At 68.4% G+C, this 20,442-nt stretch carries 17 protein-coding genes, 1 tRNA gene and 1 pseudogene; 11 read left to right on the forward strand and 8 right to left on the reverse strand.

What is annotated here, in order from left to right; genetic code table 11:
• Nucleotides 1-222: 222 nt before the first annotated feature.
• The 6 genes from rsmG to rpmH all read right to left on the reverse strand — a co-directional run bounded on the left by rsmG (nucleotide 223) and on the right by rpmH (nucleotide 3,778).
• A complete protein-coding gene (gene rsmG, locus C1J00_RS01535; RefSeq protein ID WP_102907210.1) occupies nucleotides 223-939 on the reverse strand; it encodes a 16S rRNA (guanine(527)-N(7))-methyltransferase RsmG in 717 nt (238 codons plus the stop codon).
• 125 nt (nucleotides 940-1,064) lie between these two features.
• Nucleotides 1,065-1,577 (reverse strand): Jag family protein, encoded by a 513-nt coding sequence (locus tag C1J00_RS01540; protein ID WP_102907211.1) that lies wholly within the window; start codon nucleotides 1,575-1,577, stop codon nucleotides 1,065-1,067.
• 15 nt (nucleotides 1,578-1,592) lie between these two features.
• Nucleotides 1,593-2,882, reverse strand: a complete 1,290-nt coding sequence (yidC, locus tag C1J00_RS01545; RefSeq protein WP_102907212.1) for a membrane protein insertase YidC — start codon at nucleotides 2,880-2,882, stop codon at nucleotides 1,593-1,595.
• Between the two features lie 3 nt (nucleotides 2,883-2,885).
• Nucleotides 2,886-3,251 (reverse strand): membrane protein insertion efficiency factor YidD, encoded by a 366-nt coding sequence (gene yidD, locus C1J00_RS01550; protein WP_102907213.1) that lies wholly within the window; start codon nucleotides 3,249-3,251, stop codon nucleotides 2,886-2,888.
• Complete coding sequence (rnpA, locus tag C1J00_RS01555) at nucleotides 3,248-3,619, reverse strand: ribonuclease P protein component (RefSeq protein WP_078625383.1); 372 nt, start codon at nucleotides 3,617-3,619, stop codon at nucleotides 3,248-3,250. Before rnpA ends, yidD begins: the two co-directional genes overlap by 4 nt.
• Before the next feature lie 21 nt (nucleotides 3,620-3,640).
• On the reverse strand, nucleotides 3,641-3,778 hold the full coding sequence (rpmH, locus tag C1J00_RS01560) for a 50S ribosomal protein L34 (RefSeq protein ID WP_003975051.1): 138 nt from the start codon (nucleotides 3,776-3,778) through the stop codon (nucleotides 3,641-3,643).
• 374 nt (nucleotides 3,779-4,152) lie between these two features.
• On the opposite strand from rpmH, the gene dnaA reads away from it, so the two are divergent.
• The 9 genes from dnaA (at nucleotide 4,153) to C1J00_RS01610 (ending at nucleotide 17,274) form a co-directional block, all read left to right on the forward strand.
• Nucleotides 4,153-6,246: a chromosomal replication initiator protein DnaA gene (dnaA, locus tag C1J00_RS01565; protein WP_102907214.1), complete on the forward strand. Its 2,094-nt coding sequence runs from the start codon at nucleotides 4,153-4,155 to the stop codon at nucleotides 6,244-6,246.
• Between the two features lie 989 nt (nucleotides 6,247-7,235).
• Nucleotides 7,236-8,366 (forward strand): DNA polymerase III subunit beta, encoded by a 1,131-nt coding sequence (gene dnaN / locus C1J00_RS01575; protein WP_102907216.1) that lies wholly within the window; start codon nucleotides 7,236-7,238, stop codon nucleotides 8,364-8,366.
• Between the two features lie 196 nt (nucleotides 8,367-8,562).
• A complete protein-coding gene (gnd, locus tag C1J00_RS01580) occupies nucleotides 8,563-9,438 on the forward strand; it encodes a phosphogluconate dehydrogenase (NAD(+)-dependent, decarboxylating) (protein ID WP_102907217.1) in 876 nt (291 codons plus the stop codon).
• Nucleotides 9,439-9,474: 36 nt separating this feature from the next.
• Nucleotides 9,475-10,596: a DNA replication/repair protein RecF gene (gene recF / locus C1J00_RS01585; protein WP_102907218.1), complete on the forward strand. Its 1,122-nt coding sequence runs from the start codon at nucleotides 9,475-9,477 to the stop codon at nucleotides 10,594-10,596.
• Nucleotides 10,593-11,138, forward strand: coding sequence for a DciA family protein (locus C1J00_RS01590; protein ID WP_102907219.1), 546 nt, complete (start codon nucleotides 10,593-10,595; stop codon nucleotides 11,136-11,138). Before recF ends, C1J00_RS01590 begins: the two co-directional genes overlap by 4 nt.
• Nucleotides 11,139-11,569: 431 nt before the next feature.
• The gene (gene gyrB / locus C1J00_RS01595) at nucleotides 11,570-13,630 is read left to right on the forward strand and encodes a DNA topoisomerase (ATP-hydrolyzing) subunit B (protein ID WP_102907227.1); all 2,061 of its coding nucleotides are present in this window, start codon (nucleotides 11,570-11,572) and stop codon (nucleotides 13,628-13,630) included.
• A gap of 42 nt (nucleotides 13,631-13,672) precedes the next feature.
• Complete coding sequence (gene gyrA, locus C1J00_RS01600) at nucleotides 13,673-16,264, forward strand: DNA gyrase subunit A (RefSeq protein WP_102907220.1); 2,592 nt, start codon at nucleotides 13,673-13,675, stop codon at nucleotides 16,262-16,264.
• Nucleotides 16,265-16,283: 19 nt separating this feature from the next.
• A complete protein-coding gene (locus C1J00_RS01605) occupies nucleotides 16,284-17,084 on the forward strand; it encodes a DUF3566 domain-containing protein (protein ID WP_102907221.1) in 801 nt (266 codons plus the stop codon).
• 113 nt (nucleotides 17,085-17,197) lie between these two features.
• Nucleotides 17,198-17,274 (forward strand) — tRNA-Ile (locus C1J00_RS01610).
• 283 nt (nucleotides 17,275-17,557) lie between these two features.
• Here the strand turns inward: C1J00_RS01610 and C1J00_RS01615 are convergent.
• Nucleotides 17,558-17,923 (reverse strand): DUF6344 domain-containing protein, encoded by a 366-nt coding sequence (locus C1J00_RS01615; RefSeq protein ID WP_102907222.1) that lies wholly within the window; start codon nucleotides 17,921-17,923, stop codon nucleotides 17,558-17,560.
• Between the two features lie 337 nt (nucleotides 17,924-18,260).
• On the opposite strand from C1J00_RS01615, the gene C1J00_RS45830 reads away from it, so the two are divergent.
• A complete protein-coding gene (locus C1J00_RS45830; protein ID WP_003999697.1) occupies nucleotides 18,261-18,389 on the forward strand; it encodes a DLW-39 family protein in 129 nt (42 codons plus the stop codon).
• Nucleotides 18,390-18,594: 205 nt separating this feature from the next.
• Complete coding sequence (locus C1J00_RS01625; RefSeq protein WP_102907224.1) at nucleotides 18,595-19,878, forward strand: hypothetical protein; 1,284 nt, start codon at nucleotides 18,595-18,597, stop codon at nucleotides 19,876-19,878.
• A gap of 27 nt (nucleotides 19,879-19,905) precedes the next feature.
• On the opposite strand, the pseudogene C1J00_RS44960 reads toward C1J00_RS01625, so the two are convergent.
• Nucleotides 19,906-20,442 (reverse strand): annotated as a pseudogene (locus tag C1J00_RS44960) (serine/threonine protein kinase); the annotation flags it as partial.

Raw genomic sequence — 20,442 nt, forward strand, 5'->3', positions numbered from 1 at the left:
GCCACGACTGATGATGCCGTGCAGCAGTGAGCGACGTTTCACGTGAAACACGATGCACAGCAGCCGAGGCCGCACTGTCGCGACACTCCGGCTTGCATAGGTTCGGCAGCTTGTGTGGAGTACGTCTCGTCGTCAGGACGGATCAGCGTCGAAGAGCGGAGCAGTGCTGGAAAGTCCGGATCAGTGCCGGAAGAACGGAGAGCATCCGACAGCCGGATCAACTCAACGCCGTCGACGCGTCCGCCCCGTGCGAGCCGCCTTGGCACGCTTCGCGGCGAAGCGCACACCACCGGGGCTCTCTCCAACCTCGACCCGTACGACGGTAGACATCGGATCCACCACACCCTCACCCACATGCAGGATGGATGTCTCCACCGCCCCCAGTTTGCTGAGCGCCGCCGACGCGCTCTTCAGCTCCTCTTCGGCGGCGTCACCCTTGAGCGCGAGCATCTCCCCGTACGGCCTCAGCAGCGGGATGCCCCAGGTGGCGAGCCGGTCGAGCGGCGCGACGGCCCGGGCCGTCACCACATGGACCGGTTGGATCTTCCCCATGACCTCTTCGGCCCGGCCGCGCATGACGGTCACATGATCGAGGCCGAGCAGCTCCACGACCTCGGTGAGGAAGTTGGTGCGCCGCAGCAGCGGCTCCAGGAGCGTGATCTTCAGGTCGGTGCGGACCAGCGCCAGCGGAATGCCGGGAAGGCCAGCGCCGGAGCCCACATCGCACACCGTCACGCCGTCGGGCACGACCTCTGAGAGCACCGCGCAGTTCAGCAGGTGCCGCTCCCACAGGCGGGGCACCTCCCGCGGGCCGATGAGACCGCGCTTCACACCCGCCTCGGCGAGCAGCTCGGCGTACCGCACCGCATCCGCGTAGCGATCACCGAACACCTCGCGCGCCTGCTCGGGCGCGGGGGGAAGCTCCGCTGCCTCCGTCACGGGGGACCGTCCTTCCGTACCGCGTCAGCGCACCCGGCGCCGACACCAGAACCACCAGAACTATCAGGCTGACAAAGTTCGGCCCCGCCTGCGCAACAGACGGGGCCGGAGAACGTAGGGGCCGATCAGGCAGGCAGCACGACGACGAAGCGCTCCGGCTCCTCGCCCTCGGACTCGCTGCGCAGACCCGCAGCCTTGACCGCGTCGTGCACGACCTTGCGCTCGAAGGGCGTCATCGGCTTCAGCTTGACGGCCTCACCGCTGCTCCTGGCCTCCGCCGCGGCCTTGGCACCCAGCTCGGACAGCTCCGAGCGCTTCTGTGCCCGGTAGCCGGCGATGTCGAGCATCAGGCGGCTGCGGTCACCGGTCTCCCGGTGCACGGCCAGACGGGTGAGCTCCTGGAGGGCCTCCAGCACCTCGCCGTCACGGCCGACCAGCTTCTGCAGCTCACGGCCGCCCGCGTCGCTGATGATCGAGACGGAGGCCCGGTCGGCCTCGACGTCCATGTCGATATCGCCGTCGAGGTCGGCGATGTCGAGCAGACCCTCCAGGTAGTCCGCCGCGATCTCGCCTTCCTGCTCCAGGCGAGTCAGGGTGTCTGCACCCTCGGCAGCAGCGGAGGTGGTGCCTTCCGTCACGGGATGGACTCCTTCTTACTTCTTGGACGGGGACTTGGGCCGCTGCGGGCCCTTGCGCTGTCCGGACTGGGCCTTACTGCGGGTTCCACCGGCGGGCTTCGCGCCGCCCTTCTTGGCAGCGGTGGCGGGCTTGGCGTCCTCGGGCTCGTCGGACTTGGACAGCGACGTCTTCGGCTCGTCCTCACCCGCCACCTTGGCACCGGCGGCTCCACCGTGCTGACGTTGCGACTTGCTCTGCCGCTTGGGCTGCTGGCGCTTCGCAGCACCGGCGGCGGTGGTCGGCGTACCGTCCTCGGCCTCAGCCGCCACCGCGGTGTCGCTCTTGATCACGGTGCCGTCGGCCTGGGCGGCGAGGTTGGCCTTGCTCAGGCCGTTGATGAACTTGCGCTCGAACTCGTTGCGGTCGCGGCCCTTGGCGACGATGGCCTTGACGATGGCCCGGTCGCGTCGCTTGCTGACCTTGTCGTGCTGCGTGACGTACTTGGTCAGGCGCTCCAGGTACTCGGCCTGGGCCTTGGACCCCGGCGTCGGGTTGTTGCGGATGACGTACATCTGCTGACCCATGGTCCACACGTTGGTGGTCAGCCAGTAGACGAGGACACCGACGGGGAAGTTGATGCCGAAGACGGCGAACATGACGGGGAAGACGTACATCAGCATCTTCTGCTGCTGCATGAACGGCGTCTTCACCGTGGTGTCGATGTTCTTCGTCATCAGCTGGCGCTGGGTGAAGAACTGCGACGCCGACATCATGACGATCATGACGGCGGTGACGACGCGCACATCGGTGAGCGAGGCACCGAGCGCTTCCACCTTCGACGAGCTGTCGGTGAACTTCACCGCCAGGGGGGCGCCGACGATGTGCGCCTTCTGCGCGCTCTGCAGCAGGTTCTCGTTGATCACACCGATGGTGTCGTTCGACGCGATGCTGTTGAGCACGTGGTACAGGGCGAAGAAGAACGGGGACTGCGCCAGGATGGGAAGGCACGAGGAGAGCGGGTTGGTGCCCGTCTCCTTGTACAGCTTCATCATCTCTTCGGACTGACGCTGCTTGTCGTTCTTGTAGCGCTCCTGGATCTTCTTCATCTCGGGCTGGAGCGTCTGCATCGCCCGGGTGGCCTTGATCTGCTTCACGAAGAGCGGGATCAGGCAGATACGGATCAGGATCACCAGGGACACGATCGACAGGCCCCAGGCCCACCCGGTGTCAGGGCCGAAGAGGGCGCCGTACACCGTGTGGAACTGGACGATGACCCAGGAGACGGGTGTGGTGATGAAGCTGAAGAGGCTGGCAATCGTGTCCACTAATCATGCTCCTTGGGCATGGGACGGTGTCTCTGCGGCCGGACTCGACGGACTTGTGGGAGAAGTCTGTCCCTCGGTGGCCGGTCGGACGGCGGAGGGCCCGCCCTTGCGTGCACGCCACGCGTTACGCAGCATTTCGTGCCACCGCGGACGCTTGCGCGGCGGGACATGGTCCACACCGCCCAGCGACCACGGATTGCACCGCAGGATGCGCCATGCCGTGAGTGCCGTTCCCTTGATGGCACCATGCCGGTCGATGGCCTTGTAGCCGTAGTGGGAGCACGACGGGTAGTACTTGCAGACCGGCCCGAGCAGCGGACTGATCGTCCACTGGTAGAGCTTGATCAGAGCCAGCAGCGGGTACTTCATCGCGCGCCCCCTCCCAGCAACCGCTGGAGAGCGGCATCCAGGTCTCGGGCCAGCTGTGCATGGTCGGCGTCGCCCGATCCGGGCAGCGCTCGTACGACTACCAGGCTACCGGGGGGCAGCTGGGCGACTCGCTCGCGCATCAGGTGGCGAAGCCTGCGCTTCACCTTGTTGCGCACGACCGCGCCACCCACTGCTTTGCTCACGACGAAACCCGCACGCGTCGGGGGAGCGCTCTCCCCAGGCGCATGCGGGTCCGTGGCACCGCTTCGAAGGTGGACGACGAGGTGCGGGCGTCCTGCCCGACGGCCTCGCCGCACCGCGGTCGCGAAGTCCTCGCGCCGCCTCAGCCGGTTCTCGGTGGGCAGCACGACGTCATGACCTGATCGGAATCAGGCGGACAGACGGGCGCGACCCTTGCTACGGCGGGTCGCGAGAATCGCGCGGCCGGCGCGGGTCCGCATACGCAGCCGGAAGCCGTGGGTCTTCGCGCGACGACGGTTGTTCGGCTGGAAGGTGCGCTTGCTCACTCGGGGGCTCCAGAAAGAATCGGTGGTTGCGGGGTGCCGTCCTGGCTGTCACCGTGCGCCCACGAGTAGCTCGCAGTTACGCCCGAGTGCACCGCTGACCGATCACCCAAATGATCTGTGCCCATCGGAGGCAGGCGGCAGCAGCCATCGACAACTCGACCTGGTTACGGTACGCGCGGCTACGCCATCCGGTCAAACCAGGAGTCGCCGGGAGACACTTGTCCACAGGCTGGGGACAACAACTTGAACCCTACCGGCCGCCCTGACTACCGTGACGGAACTCCGATTCGTTCCCTTATCCCTGCCCCACCCGATTTACATCCCGAGCCGTCCCAGAACCACACGTTCGTGGGACCTGTGAGAGAGCGTGCCCTGTGGCTGACGTACCTGCCGATCTTGCCGCAGTGTGGCCACGCGTATTGGAGCAACTCCTCGGGGAGGGCCGCAGCCAAGGGGTCGAAGGGAAGGACGAGCACTGGATCCGGCGCTGCCAGCCTCTCGCGCTGGTCGCGGACACGGCCCTGCTCGCCGTACCGAACGAATTCGCCAAAGGCGTACTCGAGGGCCGGCTGGCGCCGATCGTCAGCGAGACACTGAGCCGCGAGTGCGGCCGCCCGATCCGGATCGCGATCACCGTCGACGACTCCGCGGGCGAGGCCCCCGCCACACCGGCGCCCTCTGCCCGCCCCCAGCCGCGCTACGAGGAGCCCGAGCTCCCGTCGGCACGCCAGGACCGCGACGGATACGACCGTCCCGAGCGGGATGGATACGACCGCAAGGACCGCGACGGGTACGACCGTCCCGACCGTGACGGGTACGACCGGCCGGAACGTGACGGATACGACCGCAAAGACCGCGACGGATACGACCGTCCCGACCGTGACGCCTACGACCGCAAAGACCGCGACGGGTACGAGGGGTACGGCCGCCACCGCGCCGACCAGCTGCCCGGGCAGGCCGGTGACCAGCTTCCGCCTACGCGCGCAGATCAACTTCCCACGGCCCGTCCCGCATACCCGTCCGAGTACCAGCGCCCCGAGCCCGGCGCCTGGCCCCGGCCGCAGCAGCAGCAGGACGACTACGGCTGGCAGCAGCAGCGCCTCGGCTTCCCCGAACGTGACCCGTACGCGTCACCCGGGCAGGACTCCTACGGCTCCCAGGGCCCGTACAACCCGCAGGACGCATACGGCACCTCCTCGCAGGACTACCGCCCACAGCCCATGGAGCGCCACTCCTACGAGCAGCCGCGCTCCGACTACGACGCGCCACGCCCCGACTACGACCAGCGCGACCCGGTACGCCGTGAGCTGCCCGAGCCGCCGGCCGGTTCCGGGCACGTGCACCGGGGCGGCCCGGTCGGCCCGAACCTGCCGACGACGGGTGCGCCCGGCCCACTGGCCGCGCAGCCCGCGCCGGCGACCGGCCCGGGTGAGCCCACCGCACGTCTGAACCCGAAGTACCTCTTCGACACGTTCGTGATCGGCGCCTCCAACCGCTTCGCGCACGCGGCCGCGGTCGCTGTGGCCGAGGCGCCGGCGAAGGCGTACAACCCCTTGTTCATCTACGGGGAGTCCGGGCTCGGCAAGACGCACCTGCTGCACGCGATCGGGCACTACGCGCGCAGCCTCTACCCGGGCACGCGGGTGCGGTACGTGAGCTCGGAGGAGTTCACCAACGAGTTCATCAACTCCATCCGCGACGGCAAGGGTGACAGCTTCCGCAAGCGGTACCGCGAGATGGACATCCTGCTCGTCGACGACATCCAGTTCCTGGCGGACAAGGAGTCGACGCAGGAGGAGTTCTTCCACACCTTCAACACGCTCCACAACGCCAACAAGCAGATCGTGCTGTCCTCCGACCGGCCGCCGAAGCAGCTGGTCACGCTGGAGGACCGGCTGAGGAACCGTTTCGAGTGGGGGCTGATCACGGACGTCCAGCCACCCGAGCTGGAGACCCGGATCGCGATCCTCCGCAAGAAAGCGGTGCAGGAGCAGCTGAACGCGCCGCCGGAGGTGCTGGAGTTCATCGCGTCCCGGATCTCGCGCAACATCCGCGAGCTGGAAGGCGCGCTGATCCGGGTCACGGCGTTCGCCTCGCTCAACCGGCAGCCGGTGGATCTGGGTCTGACGGAGATCGTCCTCAAGGACCTCATTCCCGGCGGCGACGACTCGGCGCCCGAGATCACCTCGACGGCCATCATGGGCGCGACGGCGGACTACTTCGGTCTGACCGTCGAGGACCTGTGCGGCACCTCGCGCGGCCGCGCTCTCGTCACCGCCCGGCAGATCGCCATGTACCTGTGCCGTGAGCTCACGGACCTGTCGCTGCCGAAGATCGGCGCGCTGTTCGGCGGACGCGACCACACGACGGTGATGCACGCGGACCGCAAGATCCGCAACCTGATGGCCGAGCGCCGCTCCATCTACAACCAGGTCACCGAGCTGACCAACCGCATCAAGAACGGCTGACGGCGACGACGGCACGCCCCTGAGGGCGCCCTTCGAGGCTTCGAAGGGCGCCCTTTTCCATGCGCGAAAGCCGTCAGGCCGGTACGGGCCAACGCAACGACACACCTCTCCGGTCCCTCTCCGGTCCCTCTCCGAGCCCATCCGAGCCCATCCGAGCCCGCTGAGGCGGATCTCCGGCCCCGCCCGCAGGAACTGGATCGCAACCAGCTGTTCGATTACCCGCCGGGTTACGGCCTCCCTCCACAGATTCGGAGACTTTCTGCCGTCCACATCCTGGGGACCGGGAAGTTGTCCAGATCGTTTCCACAGCAGCCACTGGTGATAGACGATCAGACCAGCTCAGGTGCTTGTGGATTCGTGGACGAAGGATCTCCACAGCCTGTGGACGACGGATTGGTCCACAGGCTGTGCACCGAGTTGTCCACCGGCTGCCCACAGGCTGGGTGGAGTTGTCCCCAGCGATCGGTGGCTTCTCCACATCCCTGTCCACTGTTCGGCAACGCGACGCGCCTCCTCACTGGGTCGAGTGAAAGGCGTCACACAAAGGTGCCGGGTTGGGCTGTGGGAAACTTGGGTAAAGCTGGGGACGGCGCTGGGGAGAACTCGCCTCACCCTGTGCACGGCGTGTGCAGAACTTTCTGTTCTCCACAGATGCGCCCGGTTGTCCACCGCCTCCACCCACAGGGCCCGTGGACAAAATTCCCGCTCTGAGCTGGGAAAACGAGGTTATCCACGGTATCCACAGCCCCTACTACTACTCCCAACTAGAGAGAGCTGGGAATCCGTTTCGAAGGGGGCCCTGTGCACAACTCGCTCTTCGGTGCCCGGCTGCCCCTCGTCACGACTTGACCCCGAGAGGCACCTACTGTCAGTGCGGTGCGTCAGACTGGTCCCCGGTGTCCTCCCCGTCACAGGGACCGTCGACACCGACACAGACGACGAGGGCCAGGCAGAGCGAGAAGCGCCGGCAACAGCAGGAGGCGGCAACAGTGAAGATCCGGGTGGAACGCGACGTACTCGCGGAGGCAGTGGCCTGGGCGGCACGCAGCCTCCCGGCCCGTCCGCCGGCGCCTGTCCTCGCCGGCCTGCTGTTGAAGGCCGAGGAAGGCCAGCTGAGCCTGTCCAGCTTCGACTACGAGGTCTCCGCGCGGGTGTCGGTGGAGGCCGAGGTCGACGAGGAGGGCACGGTCCTGGTCTCCGGCCGCCTGCTCGCGGACATCTGCCGCGCGCTGCCCAACCGGCCGGTGGAGATTTCCACAGACGGTGTACGGGCGACCGTGGTCTGCGGCTCGTCCCGGTTCACACTCCACACCCTGCCTGTGGAGGAGTACCCGGCTCTGCCGCAGATGCCGAACGCGACGGGCACGGTCCCGGGTGAGGTCTTCGCCTCCGCCGCATCCCAGGTCGCCATTGCTGCCGGCCGTGACGACACGCTGCCGGTCCTCACGGGTGTCCGTATCGAGATCGAGGGCGACACCGTCACGCTGGCGTCCACCGACCGCTACCGCTTCGCGGTCCGCGAGTTCCTGTGGAAGCCGGAGAACCCGGAGGCCTCCGCGGTCGCTCTGGTGCCCGCCAAGACGCTCCTGGACACCGCCAAGGCCCTGACCAGCGGCGACCAGGTGATCCTGGCGCTGTCCGGCTCGGGCTCCGGCGAGGGCCTGATCGGCTTCGAGGGCGCCGGCCGCCGTACGACGACCCGCCTGCTGGAGGGTGACCTTCCGAAGTACCGCTCGCTGTTCCCCACGGAGTTCAACAGCGTCGCCGTCATCGAGACCGCCCCCTTCGTGGAGGCCGTCAAGCGTGTGGCCCTGGTCGCCGAGCGCAACACCCCGGTGCGGCTCAGCTTCGAGCAGGGCGTGCTGATCCTGGAGGCCGGTTCCAGCGACGACGCACAGGCTGTGGAGCGTGTCGACGCCCAGCTGGAGGGTGACGACGTCTCGATCGCCTTCAACCCGACGTTCCTGCTGGACGGCCTGAGCGCCATCGACTCCCCGGTCGCCCAGCTGTCCTTCACGACGTCCACGAAGCCCGCGCTGCTCAGCGGCAAGCCCGCGCTGGACGCCGAGGCGGACGACGCCTACAAGTACCTGATCATGCCGGTGCGCCTCAGCGGCTGAGTGTGCCCGGGCGTCGGGAATCGTCGGCGGCTGTCCACAGGCTGAGGACAAATCCGCAGGTGAGGGCGTACGACTGAGCGCGTATGCCCACAGATGTGCGCGAGCGTCCGGGTTTAGGCTCGGACGCGGGTACGAGAGTGCCTCGCGGTACGCACGTGCCGCCTCGCCACGTCGCAGAACCTAAGGAACGCAACTGATGGAGCTCGGTCTCGTCGGCCTCGGCAAGATGGGCGGCAACATGCGCGAGCGGATCCGCCGCGCAGGTCACACCGTCCTCGGATACGACCGCAACCCGGACCTCGCCGACGTCCACAGCCTGGAAGAGCTGGTGGGCAAGCTCAGCGGCCCGCGCGTGATCTGGGTGATGGTCCCGGCCGGTGAGGCCACGCAGTCCACCATCGACGAGCTCGCCGAGCTGCTGGAGCCCGGCGACGTCGTCGTGGACGGCGGCAACTCCCGCTGGACCGACGACGTGAAGCACGCCGAGGAGCTGGCGGCCAAGGGCATCGGCTTCGTCGACTGCGGGGTCTCCGGCGGCGTCTGGGGTCTGGAGAACGGCTACGCGCTGATGTACGGCGGCGACGCAGAGAACGTCGCGAAGGTGCAGCCGGTCTTCGACGCGCTCAAGCCGGAGGGCGACTCCGGCTCGGTGCACGCGGGCAAGGTCGGCGCGGGCCACTTCGCGAAGATGGTCCACAACGGCATCGAGTACGCGATGATGCAGGCCTACGCCGAGGGCTGGGAGCTCCTGGAGAAGGTCGACTCGGTGACCGACGTCCGGGAGGTCTTCCGCTCCTGGCAGGAGGGCACGGTCATCCGCTCCTGGCTGCTGGACCTCGCGGTCAACGCGCTCGACGAGGACGAGCACCTGGACAAGCTCCGGGGTTATGCACAGGACTCCGGTGAGGGACGCTGGACTGTGGAAGCAGCCATCGACAACGCGGTGCCGCTGCCGGCGATCACGGCGTCGCTGTTCGCGCGGTTCGCCTCCCGCCAGGAGGACTCGCCCCAGATGAAGATGATCGCGGCGCTGCGGAACCAGTTCGGCGGCCACGCGGTCGAGACCAAGTAAGCAACACCCGAGGTTGGGGAGGTCGGCGAAACGACCATGCACGTCACGCATCTGTCGCTGGCCGACTTCCGCTCGTACTCCCGGGTCGAGGTCCCGCTCGACCCGGGGGTGACGGCCTTCGTCGGGCCGAACGGGCAGGGCAAGACCAACCTCGTGGAGGCCGTCGGCTATCTCGCCACCCTCGGCAGTCACCGGGTCTCCTCCGATGCCCCGCTGGTCCGCATGGGCGCCGAGCGCGCGATCATCAGGGCGCAGGTCCGGCAGGGCGAGCGGCAGCAGCTGGTCGAGCTGGAGCTGAACCCGGGGCGGGCCAACCGGGCCCGTATCAACAGGTCCTCGCAGGTCAGGCCGCGTGACGTGCTGGGGATCGTGCGGACCGTGCTGTTCGCGCCCGAGGATCTCGCGTTGGTGAAGGGCGACCCCGGTGAGCGGCGGCGTTTCCTCGACGAGCTGATCACCGCTCGTTCCCCGCGTATGGCCGGGGTCCGCTCCGACTACGACCGGGTCCTCAAGCAGCGCAACACCCTGCTGAAGTCGGCCGCCCTGGCCCGCCGGCACGGCGGTCGGACCCTGGACATGTCCACCCTCGACGTGTGGGACCAGCATCTCGCGCGCGCGGGCGCGGAGTTGCTCGCCCAGCGTCTGGATCTGATCGCCACGATCCAGCCCCTGGCCGACAAGGCATACGAGCAACTCGCCCCGGGTGGCGGCCCGGTCGCGCTGGAGTACAAGCCGTCCGCGCCGGGTGAGGCGCACACCCGCGAGGACCTCTTCGAGCAGTTGACGGACGCGCTCGCGGAGGCCCGCAAGCAGGAGATCGAGCGCGGTGTCACCCTGATCGGCCCGCACCGGGACGACCTGCAGCTCAAGCTCGGCCAGCTCCCCGCCAAGGGCTACGCCTCCCACGGCGAGTCCTGGTCCTATGCGTTGGCGCTGCGTCTGGCCTCGTACGATCTCCTGCGAGCGGAGGGTAACGAGCCGGTGCTGGTGCTCGACGACGTCTTCGCCGAGCTGGACACCCGCCGCCGTGAGCGCCTTGCCGAACTGGTCGCGCCCGGCGAGCAGGTCCTGGTGACGGCGGCGGTCGACGATGACGTACCGCATGTGCTGTCCGGCACGCGGTTCGCCGTGTCCGAGGGGGCGGTGGAGCGCGTATGACGGAGAACACATCCGGCGAGGCTCCCAAGGTCCCGAAGCCTCCCGAGCCCTCCGGCGTCGACCTCGCGCGCGTGGCGTTGCGCGCCGCGAGGGACGCCGCACGCGCGCGTGGGGACGCGGCGCAGCAGCGGAAGCAGGCGCGCCGCGGGGGGCTGCGCTCCGGCGCGCGCGCCGACGGGCGCGATCCGATGGCGCTCGGTTCCGCGATCAACCGGCTGATCACCGAACGCGGTTGGGAGGCGCCGGCCGCGGTGGGCGGTGTGATGGGCCGGTGGCCGCAGATCGTCGGCGAGGACGTGGCCAAGCACTGTGTGCCGGAGAAGTACGACGAGGGTGAGCATGTCCTGACCGTGCGCTGCGACTCGACGGCCTGGGCGACGAACCTGCGGCTGCTCGCGCCCACGCTGGTCGCGCGCCTCAACGAGGATCTGGGGCACGGGACGGTGCAGCTGATCAAGGTGCAGGGACCCGGGGGCCCGGCCCGCCGCTACGGACCGCTGCGCGCCCCCGGCAGTACCGGTCCGGGCGATACCTACGGCTGATCTGGACCGGTTTCCCACCTGTCGACAGCACGTGACTGACTTCACATCCAGGGCTTCCGCCGGTGCTTTCGCGGGGTCGGCGGTGCTGTCGTCGTGTGCCCGCACACGGTTGCGAATCGCGACCTGACTCCGAAGTAGCCAAGGGTTGACGGCCGGAAGCGCTGAGTGGCTCCGTGAGCCTCTTGGAGCCCCCATCCGTATATCGGGAGTCGGGCGAGACCCGTCGAGGGCGGCACATGCGGACTCAGGTACCGGCAAACCCCCATCAGTGTCAGTGCTACCGGTAGACTGGAAGCAATCCCGCCCCCATCGTGGGGACCGTCCGGGAAAAGCTGAGCAACGCTGATCAAGGCTTACCAACGCAACATGCCGCAGCCGCTCCGGCAACCCGCCGACGAGCCTGGCTCGTGCTGTGCCAGAAAGGGCGCTTCGTGGCCGATTCCGGCAACCCCAACGAGAACATCCCGTCCACCGACGAAGGCGTGAGCAGCGAGGCGATCACCTCCACCAGCGAGGTCACCGCCTCGTACGACGCCAGTGCCATCACCGTCCTCGAGGGTCTGGACGCGGTCCGCAAGCGACCCGGTATGTACATCGGCTCGACCGGTGAGCGTGGTCTGCATCACCTCGTGTACGAGGTCGTCGACAACTCCGTCGACGAGGCGCTGGCCGGGCACGCGGACACGATCCAGGTGACGATCCTCGCCGACGGCGGCGTCCGCGTCGTCGACAACGGCCGTGGCATCCCGGTGGGCATCGTGCCGTCCGAGGGCAAGCCGGCCCTAGAGGTCGTGCTGACCGTGCTCCACGCGGGCGGTAAGTTCGGCGGCGGCGGCTACGCGGTCTCCGGTGGTCTGCACGGCGTCGGTGTCTCGGTCGTGAACGCCCTGTCCAGCAAGGTCTCCGTCGAGGTGAAGACCGACGGCCACCGGTGGACGCAGGACTACAAGATGGGTGTCCCGACGGCGCCGCTCGTCCAGCACGAGGCCACGGACGAGACCGGCACGTCGGTCACCTTCTGGGCCGACGGCGACATCTTCGAGACCACCGACTACTCCTTCGAGACGCTCTCGCGGCGCTTCCAGGAGATGGCGTTCCTCAACAAGGGTTTGACGATCAAACTCACTGACGAGCGCGAGTCGGCGAAGGCCGTGACCGGTGCCGACGAGGCCGGTGCGGACGAGAAGGCCGAGGTCAAGACCGTCGCGTACCACTACGAGGGCGGCATCGTCGACTTCGTGAAGTACCTCAACTCCCGCAAGGGCGAGGCGGTCCACCCGACCGTCATCGACCTGGAGGCCGAGGACAAGGACAGGCAGCTGTCCCTCGAGATCGCCATGCAGTGGAACGGCGGCTACACCGAGGGCGTGTACTCCTTCGCGAACATCATCCACACCCACGAGGGCGGTACGCACGAAGAGGGTTTCCGGGCCGCGCTGACCTCGCTGATCAACAAGTACGCGCGCGACAAGAGGCTGCTGCGCGAGAAGGACGACAATCTCACGGGTGACGACATCCGCGAGGGTCTGACGGCGATCATCTCGGTCAAGCTGAGCGAGCCGCAGTTCGAGGGCCAGACGAAGACCAAGCTGGGCAACACCGAGGCCAAGACCTTCGTCCAGAAGGTCGTCTACGAGCACCTCGCGGACTGGCTCGACCGCAACCCCAACGAGGCCGCGGACATCATCCGCAAGGGCATCCAGGCGGCCACCGCGCGCGTAGCAGCCCGCAAGGCCCGTGACCTGACCCGCCGCAAGGGCCTGCTGGAGACCGCGTCCCTGCCGGGCAAGCTCTCGGACTGCCAGTCGAACGATCCCACCAAGTGCGAGATCTTCATCGTCGAGGGTGACTCGGCAGGCGGCTCGGCCAAGTCCGGCCGCAACCCGCAGTACCAGGCGATCCTCCCGATCCGCGGCAAGATCCTGAACGTCGAGAAGGCGCGGATCGACAAGATCCTGCAGAACCAGGAGATCCAGGCGCTGATCTCGGCCTTCGGCACCGGAGTCCACGAGGACTTCGACATCGAGAAGCTCCGCTATCACAAGATCATCCTGATGGCGGACGCCGATGTCGACGGCCAGCACATCAACACCCTGCTCCTGACCTTCCTGTTCCGCTTCATGCGGCCCCTGGTCGAGGCCGGGCACGTGTACCTCTCCCGCCCGCCGCTCTACAAGATCAAGTGGGGCAAGGACGACTTCGAGTACGCGTACTCCGACCGCGAGCGCGACGCCCTGATCGAAATGGGCCGCAACGCCGGCAAGCGCATCAAGGACGACTCCGTGCAGCGCTTCAAGGGTCTCGGCGAGATGAACGCCGAGGAACTGCGCATCACGACCATGGACCAGGAGCACCGCGTCCTGGGCCAGGTCACCCTCGACGACGCCGCCCAGGCCGACGACCTGTTCTCGGTCCTCATGGGCGAGGACGTCGAGGCCCGCCGCGCGTTCATCCAGCGCAACGCCAAGGACGTCCGCTTCCTCGACATCTGAGTCGGTCTCAGCTGACCGCATCAGGAAGGATCTTCACCAGCAATGACCGACGAGAACACTCCCGTGACGACGCCCGAGGGTGACGCCTTGGCCATGCGCGTCGAGCCCGTCGGGCTCGAGACGGAGATGCAGCGCTCGTACCTCGACTACGCGATGTCCGTCATCGTGTCGCGTGCGCTGCCGGACGTCCGCGACGGCCTCAAGCCCGTTCACCGCCGTGTGCTGTACGCCATGTACGACGGCGGCTACCGGCCCGAGCGCGGCTTCTACAAGTGCGCCCGCGTCGTCGGTGACGTCATGGGCAACTACCACCCGCACGGCGACTCCTCCATCTACGACGCGCTGGTGCGCCTGGCCCAGTCGTGGTCGATGCGCATGCCGCTCGTCGACTCCAACGGCAACTTCGGCTCCCCGGGCAACGACCCGGCCGCGGCCATGCGGTACACCGAGTGCAAGATGGCGCCGCTGTCGATGGAGATGGTCCGTGACATCGACGAGGAGACCGTCGACTTCACGGACAACTACGACGGCCGCTCCCAGGAGCCGACCGTCCTGCCGGCCCGCTTCCCGAACCTGCTGATCAACGGCTCGGCCGGTATCGCGGTCGGCATGGCGACCAACATCCCGCCGCACAACCTGCGCGAGGTCGCCTCCGGCGCCCAGTGGTACCTGGAGAACCCCGAGGCCTCCCACGAGGAGCTGCTGGACGCGCTGATCGAGCGCATCAAGGGCCCGGACTTCCCGACCGGCGCGCTCGTCGTCGGCCGCCGGGGCATCGAGGAGGCGTACCGCACCGGCCGCGGCTCCATCACGATGCGCGCGGTCGTCGAGGTCGAGGAGATCCAGAACCGCCAGTGCCTGGTGGTCACGGAGCTGCCGTACCAGACCAACCCCGACAATCTCGCGCAGAAGATCGCCGACCTGGTGAAGGACGGCAAGATCGGCGGCATCGCGGACGTCCGGGACGAGAGCAGCTCCCGCACGGGCCAGCGTCTGGTCATCGTCCTGAAGCGGGACGCGGTCGCCAAGGTCGTGCTGAACAACCTCTACAAGCACACCGACCTGCAGACCAACTTCGGCGCCAACATGCTGGCGCTGGTGGACGGCGTGCCGCGCACGCTCTCGCTCGACGCGTTCATCCGCCACTGGGTGACGCACCAGATCGAGGTCATCGTCCGCCGTACGCGGTTCAGGCTGCGCAAGGCCGAGGAGCGGGCGCACATCCTGCGCGGCCTGCTGAAGGCCCTGGACGCCATCGACGAGGTCATCGCGCTGATCCGGCGCAGCGACACCGTGGAGATCGCCCGCGGCGGCCTGATGAGCCTGCTGGAGATCGACGAGATCCAGGCCAACGCCATCCTCGAGATGCAGCTGCGCCGACTGGCCGCCCTGGAGCGCCAGAAGATCGTCCAGGAGCACGACGAGCTCCAGGCGAAGATCACCGAGTACAACGAGATCCTCGCCTCCCCGGTCCGTCAGCGGGGCATCGTCAGCGCCGAACTGGCTGCGATCGTCGAGAAGTTCGGCGACGACCGCAAGACGACGTTGATCCCCTACGAGGGCGACATGTCCATCGAGGACCTGATCGCCGAGGAGGACATCGTCGTCACGGTCACCCGGGGCGGCTACATCAAGCGCACCAAGACCGACGACTACCGCGCCCAGAAGCGCGGCGGCAAGGGCGTGCGCGGCACGAAGCTCAAGGAAGACGACATCGTCGACCACTTCTTCGTGTCCACGACGCACCACTGGCTGCTGTTCTTCACCAACAAGGGCCGCGTCTACCGCGTCAAGGGCTATGAACTGCCGGACGCCGGCCGGGACGCGCGCGGTCAGCACGTCGCTAACCTGCTCGCCTTCCAGCCGGACGAGGCGATCGCCGAGATCCTGGCGATCCGCGACTACGAGGCGGTCCCCTACCTCGTGCTCGCCACCAAGGCCGGACTTGTGAAGAAGACGCCTCTGAAGGATTACGATTCGCCCCGTTCCGGCGGGGTGATCGCGATCAACCTCCGGTCGATGGAGGACGGTTCGGACGACGAACTGATCGGAGCCGAACTGGTCTCGGCGGACGATGATCTGCTTCTGATCAGCAAAAAGGCGCAGTCGATCAGGTTCACCGCCTCGGACGACACCCTGCGGCCCATGGGCCGCGCCACCTCGGGTGTCAAGGGCATGAGCTTCCGCGAGGGCGACGAGCTGCTCTCGATGAATGTTGTTCGACCCGGTACGTTCGTGTTCACTGCCACAGACGGCGGGTACGCGAAGCGGACCAACGTCGACGAGTACCGCGTCCAGGGTCGCGGTGGCCTCGGCATCAAGGCCGCCAAGATCGTCGAGGACCGTGGAACCCTCGTCGGCGCGCTGGTGGTCGAGGAAACCGACGAAATCCTCGCCATCACGCTGTCGGGCGGTGTGATTCGTACGCGAGTCAACGAGATCAGGGAAACCGGCCGTGACACCATGGGCGTCCAACTGATCAATCTGGGCAAGCGCGATGCCGTCGTGGGCATCGCTCGCAACGCCGAGGCGGGACGCGAGGCGGAGGAGGTCGACGGCGACGTGGTCGTCGACGAGACCGCCGAGGGTGCCGTGACCGGCATGGACGAGGGTGAGGCGCCCTCGGCCGAGTAGGCACGAGGAGTGAGTCAGCGTGAGCGGAGCCACGGGCGCCGGACCGGCCGGTACCTCAAGGGGTACGGAAGCGGACGACGGCGGCCGTGGCTCCGCCGCGCGTGCGGCGGACCCGCACACGACCAACCTGAAGGCGATCAAGTCCCCGACCAAGGACACGGCCTCGCCTGACTCGCATGCATCACAGGGGGGAACTGTGACGGACACCCGAGGTCCGAAAGCCAAGCAGCCCAAGGCCGGCACGGGCCCGTCCCCCTCCGGCGCGCAGCCGCAGCCGGCCGCGCAGGAGCAGGGCGCGGCCTCGCCCCTGCCCGGGGATCGGCAGACGCAGCAGCAGGCCGGGCCGTACCACCCGCCGCAGGCCTACCCGGCGCAGCAGGCGGCGGCCGGAGCGGGCGCCGCTGCGAGTGCCGTACGGCGCCCTCGCACGGGGGCGAGCACCACGCCGCGCGTGCGCAAGGCGCGGCTGCGGGTGGCGAAGGCCGACCCGTGGTCGGTGATGAAGGTCAGCTTCCTGCTCTCCATCGCCCTGGGCATCTGCACGATCGTCGCGTCCGCCGTGCTGTGGATGGTCATGGACGCGATGGGCGTCTTCTCGTCCGTCGGCGGCACGATCTCCGAGGCCACCGGCTCGAACGAGTCCAACGGCTTCGACCTGCAGGCTTTCCTGTCGCTGCCCAACGTCCTGATGTTCACGTCCATCATCGCCGTCATCGACGTCGTCCTGGCGACGGCCCTCGCGACCCTCGGCGCGTTCATCTACAACCTGTCCGCCGGCTTCGTGGGCGGTGTCGAGCTGACCCTCGCCGAGGACGAGTGACGTCACCTTCACCGCTGTCCTGACGTAGCCCCGACAACCGATTTTGGGACTGCCCATGTCGTGCGCTAATCTTCAGGAGTCAGCGCGCGGGGCACACCCTCGCAGAGCGCGGCGGGGCTATAGCTCAGTTGGTTAGAGCGCATCCCTGATAAGGATGAGGCCACAGGTTCAAATCCTGTTAGCCCCACCAGCATGAAACCCCCAATCAGCCATGGTTGGGGGTTTTCGGCGTCTATGGCTGACATCGGCTACGGCTCCGGGCTCGGCCCTCCCCCGGGAGGGCCGCATGGCCACGAGAACTGCCGCCCGATCGACCGGCGCGCAGGTGCGGCGGTGGCTGGGCCGGGGCAGGTGGGGATGGCTGGTATTCATCGCCGGTCAGCCCCGGATGGAGCCGGACATGCGTAAGCCCGGCCGCTCTGCCGAGCTGCCGGGCTTTGTACGCAGGGTCGCCGGGGTGTTGTTCCGCGGGTTCAGCTCTGGATGGGCGTGAGATGGTCCGCTTCCGCGTCGGGGTCCTCGTCCGCGCAGTCGGGGACGGGGGAGACCGCCGTGTCCGCAGGCGAGCGGTGTCGGCAGCGGGGGGTCTTGCCGTGCGCCTCGGCGCGGATGCGCTGCTTCATCGTGGGGGGCAGGGCGGCCCTGGGTGAGGACCAGGGGAACGTCGCCGGCGCCGCCGTCCGCTGCTGCGGGATGCTCGCGCGGTTGCTGTTGCTCTTCTGCTCGGTCTGCGGTACGGCCGCGGCGGCGGTCGTGGTGACGAGTCCGAGCGCCGTGCACAGCGCGAGGAAGGCGGTGACGATGGCGGTCCACAGCTTCATGACCTTGTTCCGGGCCATGGCCCCTCACTTTCGGGTCGGGCGATTTGCGTACTTTCCTCATGATGTGTATGGGGGTCGAGAAGTGGTGGATCTCCGCCCGTGGCGCGTCGATGTTCTGATGAACACCACCCGGATGGGCGCAAGAGGGGCAAAATGGTGGTGAACGTGGCGAATGGAGGTCAAAGTAGCCGTCCGTCGAGGTGTGATCACCCTCCGATCGGAGCGGAGAACTCCGCTTCTACCCCGGTTCCCGGGACGGCAGTTGAGGGCCGACTCAGGTCACCGATCGGTATCGGTCGGTGTGTATAGTCGGGCGCCAGAGGTCCCCTACGTCAACGAAAGACGAGGTCGCGCGGTGAAGAAGCTTCTCCTGGTCGCACTGGCCGCCATCGGCGGGCTCCTCGTGTACCGCCAGATCCAGGCGGATCGCGCCGAGCAGGACCTGTGGACGGAGGCGACTGACTCCGTGCCCACGGGTTCGTGAGTCACGACAACCCCTAGAGCACACCCCGGCCGCCTCGCGGTCGGGGTTTTGTGTGCCAACAGCCGGTCGTGGACCTGGCCGGCGCGGCAGGATGGGCCAGGGTGACACGGCTCTGGGGTCCGGCGACGGTGAGGGGTGGCGCGTGAGGAGACGGTGCCGTACGGCGTGGGGGCGGCGCGCGGGGGCGTGGCGCCACCGTCCGGCTGTGCCCGTGCGTCTGGGAGCCGTGGCCATGATCCTCGGGGCCGTGGCGGCCGCCGCGCCGGGACCGGCCGCCGCTGCCGGAACGGCCTCCGGAACGCCGAGCCCGTACGCCTTCGCCGACGGCGCGCAGAGCGTCGAAGGAGCGAGCAGCACCGGCAACGCCGCCCCCCTGAAGCCCGGCGGAACCTACAAGAGCTCCCTGCCGGGAAGCGGCAAGGTCAGCTACCGCCTCGACCTCGACGCCGTGTCGAACGCGTACGTCTCCGTCACCGCCGTCCCCTCCCCCGACAGCACCGTCTCCGTCATCGACGGGGTCAAGGTGACCGTGCAGGACGCCGAAGGCAACACCTGCTCCGTCGACAACACGAGCTTCGGAGCCGCCCGCAGCCCCCACCCCATCGCCGCCTGGGGCATGCGCGAGATCTCTCCCGGCAAACCGCTGTGCCGGAAGCCCGGCGCCTACTACGTGTCCGTCGAACGCGTCGACCCCGACGGCGAGGGCTCCTCACCGGACACCTGGGACCTGGAGCTCCTCGCCATGACGGAACCGCACACGGCGAAGGCCGGGCCGACCAGCGCGCCCGAGGTATGGAACTCCGCCACCCCCCAGCCGCTCCCGGGACAGGCCGAGCGCCGCAAGGGCGGCGCGGGATTCACCGGGGCGACCCCCATCGGCCAAGGAGCCTGGCAGGACGACATCCGGCCCGGTCAGACACTCTTCTACGCGGTGCCGGTCGACTGGGGACAGCAGATCTCCGCCACCGCAGAACTCGGCAGCACCGACTCCGGCGGCACCGGCTACACGACCGACGCGCTGGACCTGGCCCTCTACAACCCAGCGCGCGGCGACATCGCCGACGTCGGCGTGGGCTACAACGGCGACCAGAAAGCCGGAAGCCTGCCTCCCCTGCCGCCCGTCGACCACGCCAACCGCCACGCCGCCACCGCACAGGTGAGCGCACTGCGCTTCGCCGGCTCCCACTACCTCGTCGCCCATCTCTCGAAGGGCGTCGCCGACAGCTTCGGGGACGGACCGTTCCCGATGACGCTGCGCGTCCGCGTGAGCGGGCAGCCACAGGGCGGGCCCGAGTACGCGGGGGAGTCCGAGCCGAAAGGCGTCTTCGACGTCTCGGACCAGGACCTGGAGGCAGCCGCGGAGGGCGTCGCCGCGGGCGATGACACCGCCATGAGGGCGCTCGCCGTGGGCGGCATCGGCACCGGGAGCGCACTGCTGGTGGGACTCGGCGTGTGGACCGTGGTCGCCCGGCGGGCAATCACCGCGTAGGGGCGGACGCCAGGCCCTGCGACGACCTCAGATCCGGGCCAGTGCCCAGAAGCCCACGGCGTAACAGGCGAGCGCGAGGAGCAGGACCGGGATCGCCACCTTGGCCGGCGGCCCGGGGCGGGAAGACCGTCTCGCCCGGTGCCGTGACGGCGTCTGGCCACTCGGCGGTGACTGCGGGGTCCGGGCGGTGTACGAGGCTGTCGAGGCGTCCGCGCGGTACTGCTCCGCAGGAGGCAGAGACGGGCCGGAGTACACCGGTGGGAGCGGCTGTGCGGGCGACAGCCGGTGCGTGAGCTCGTCGGGGGAGACGGGCGGCTGCCGGTGCGGTGCCGCCGCCTGCTGCCCGGAGGCGGGGGACGAGGTGACCGTGACCTGCGGAGGCGGCAGATGAAAGCTGCCGGTGTCCGACATGGAGGGCGGCCGGGCGGAGCCGCCTGACGGGCCCGCGGTACGTCGCGGGTCGGTGGACGCCTCCCGTGGATGATGCCGGTAGGTCTCGGCGGACTGCCCGGAGGGCACCGACAGCGCGCCCTCGCCCCCCTCCAGCCCGGACCGCTCCTCACC

Source organism: Streptomyces cahuitamycinicus (assembly GCF_002891435.1).
Taxonomy (GTDB): domain Bacteria; phylum Actinomycetota; class Actinomycetes; order Streptomycetales; family Streptomycetaceae; genus Streptomyces; species Streptomyces cahuitamycinicus.

Excerpts from the sequence above, each read along its gene's own strand:
- yidD (WP_102907213.1), bottom strand. The coding sequence starts at position 3,251 with ATGAAGTACCCGCTGCTGGCTCTGATCAAGCTCTACCAGTGGACGATC.
- gnd (WP_102907217.1), top strand. The coding sequence starts at position 8,563 with ATGGAGCTCGGTCTCGTCGGCCTCGGCAAGATGGGCGGCAACATGCGC.
- recF (WP_102907218.1), top strand. The coding sequence starts at position 9,475 with ATGCACGTCACGCATCTGTCGCTGGCCGACTTCCGCTCGTACTCCCGG.
- C1J00_RS01590 (WP_102907219.1), top strand. The coding sequence starts at position 10,593 with ATGACGGAGAACACATCCGGCGAGGCTCCCAAGGTCCCGAAGCCTCCC.
- gyrA (WP_102907220.1), top strand. The coding sequence starts at position 13,673 with ATGACCGACGAGAACACTCCCGTGACGACGCCCGAGGGTGACGCCTTG.
- C1J00_RS01615 (WP_102907222.1), bottom strand. The coding sequence starts at position 17,923 with ATGGCCCGGAACAAGGTCATGAAGCTGTGGACCGCCATCGTCACCGCC.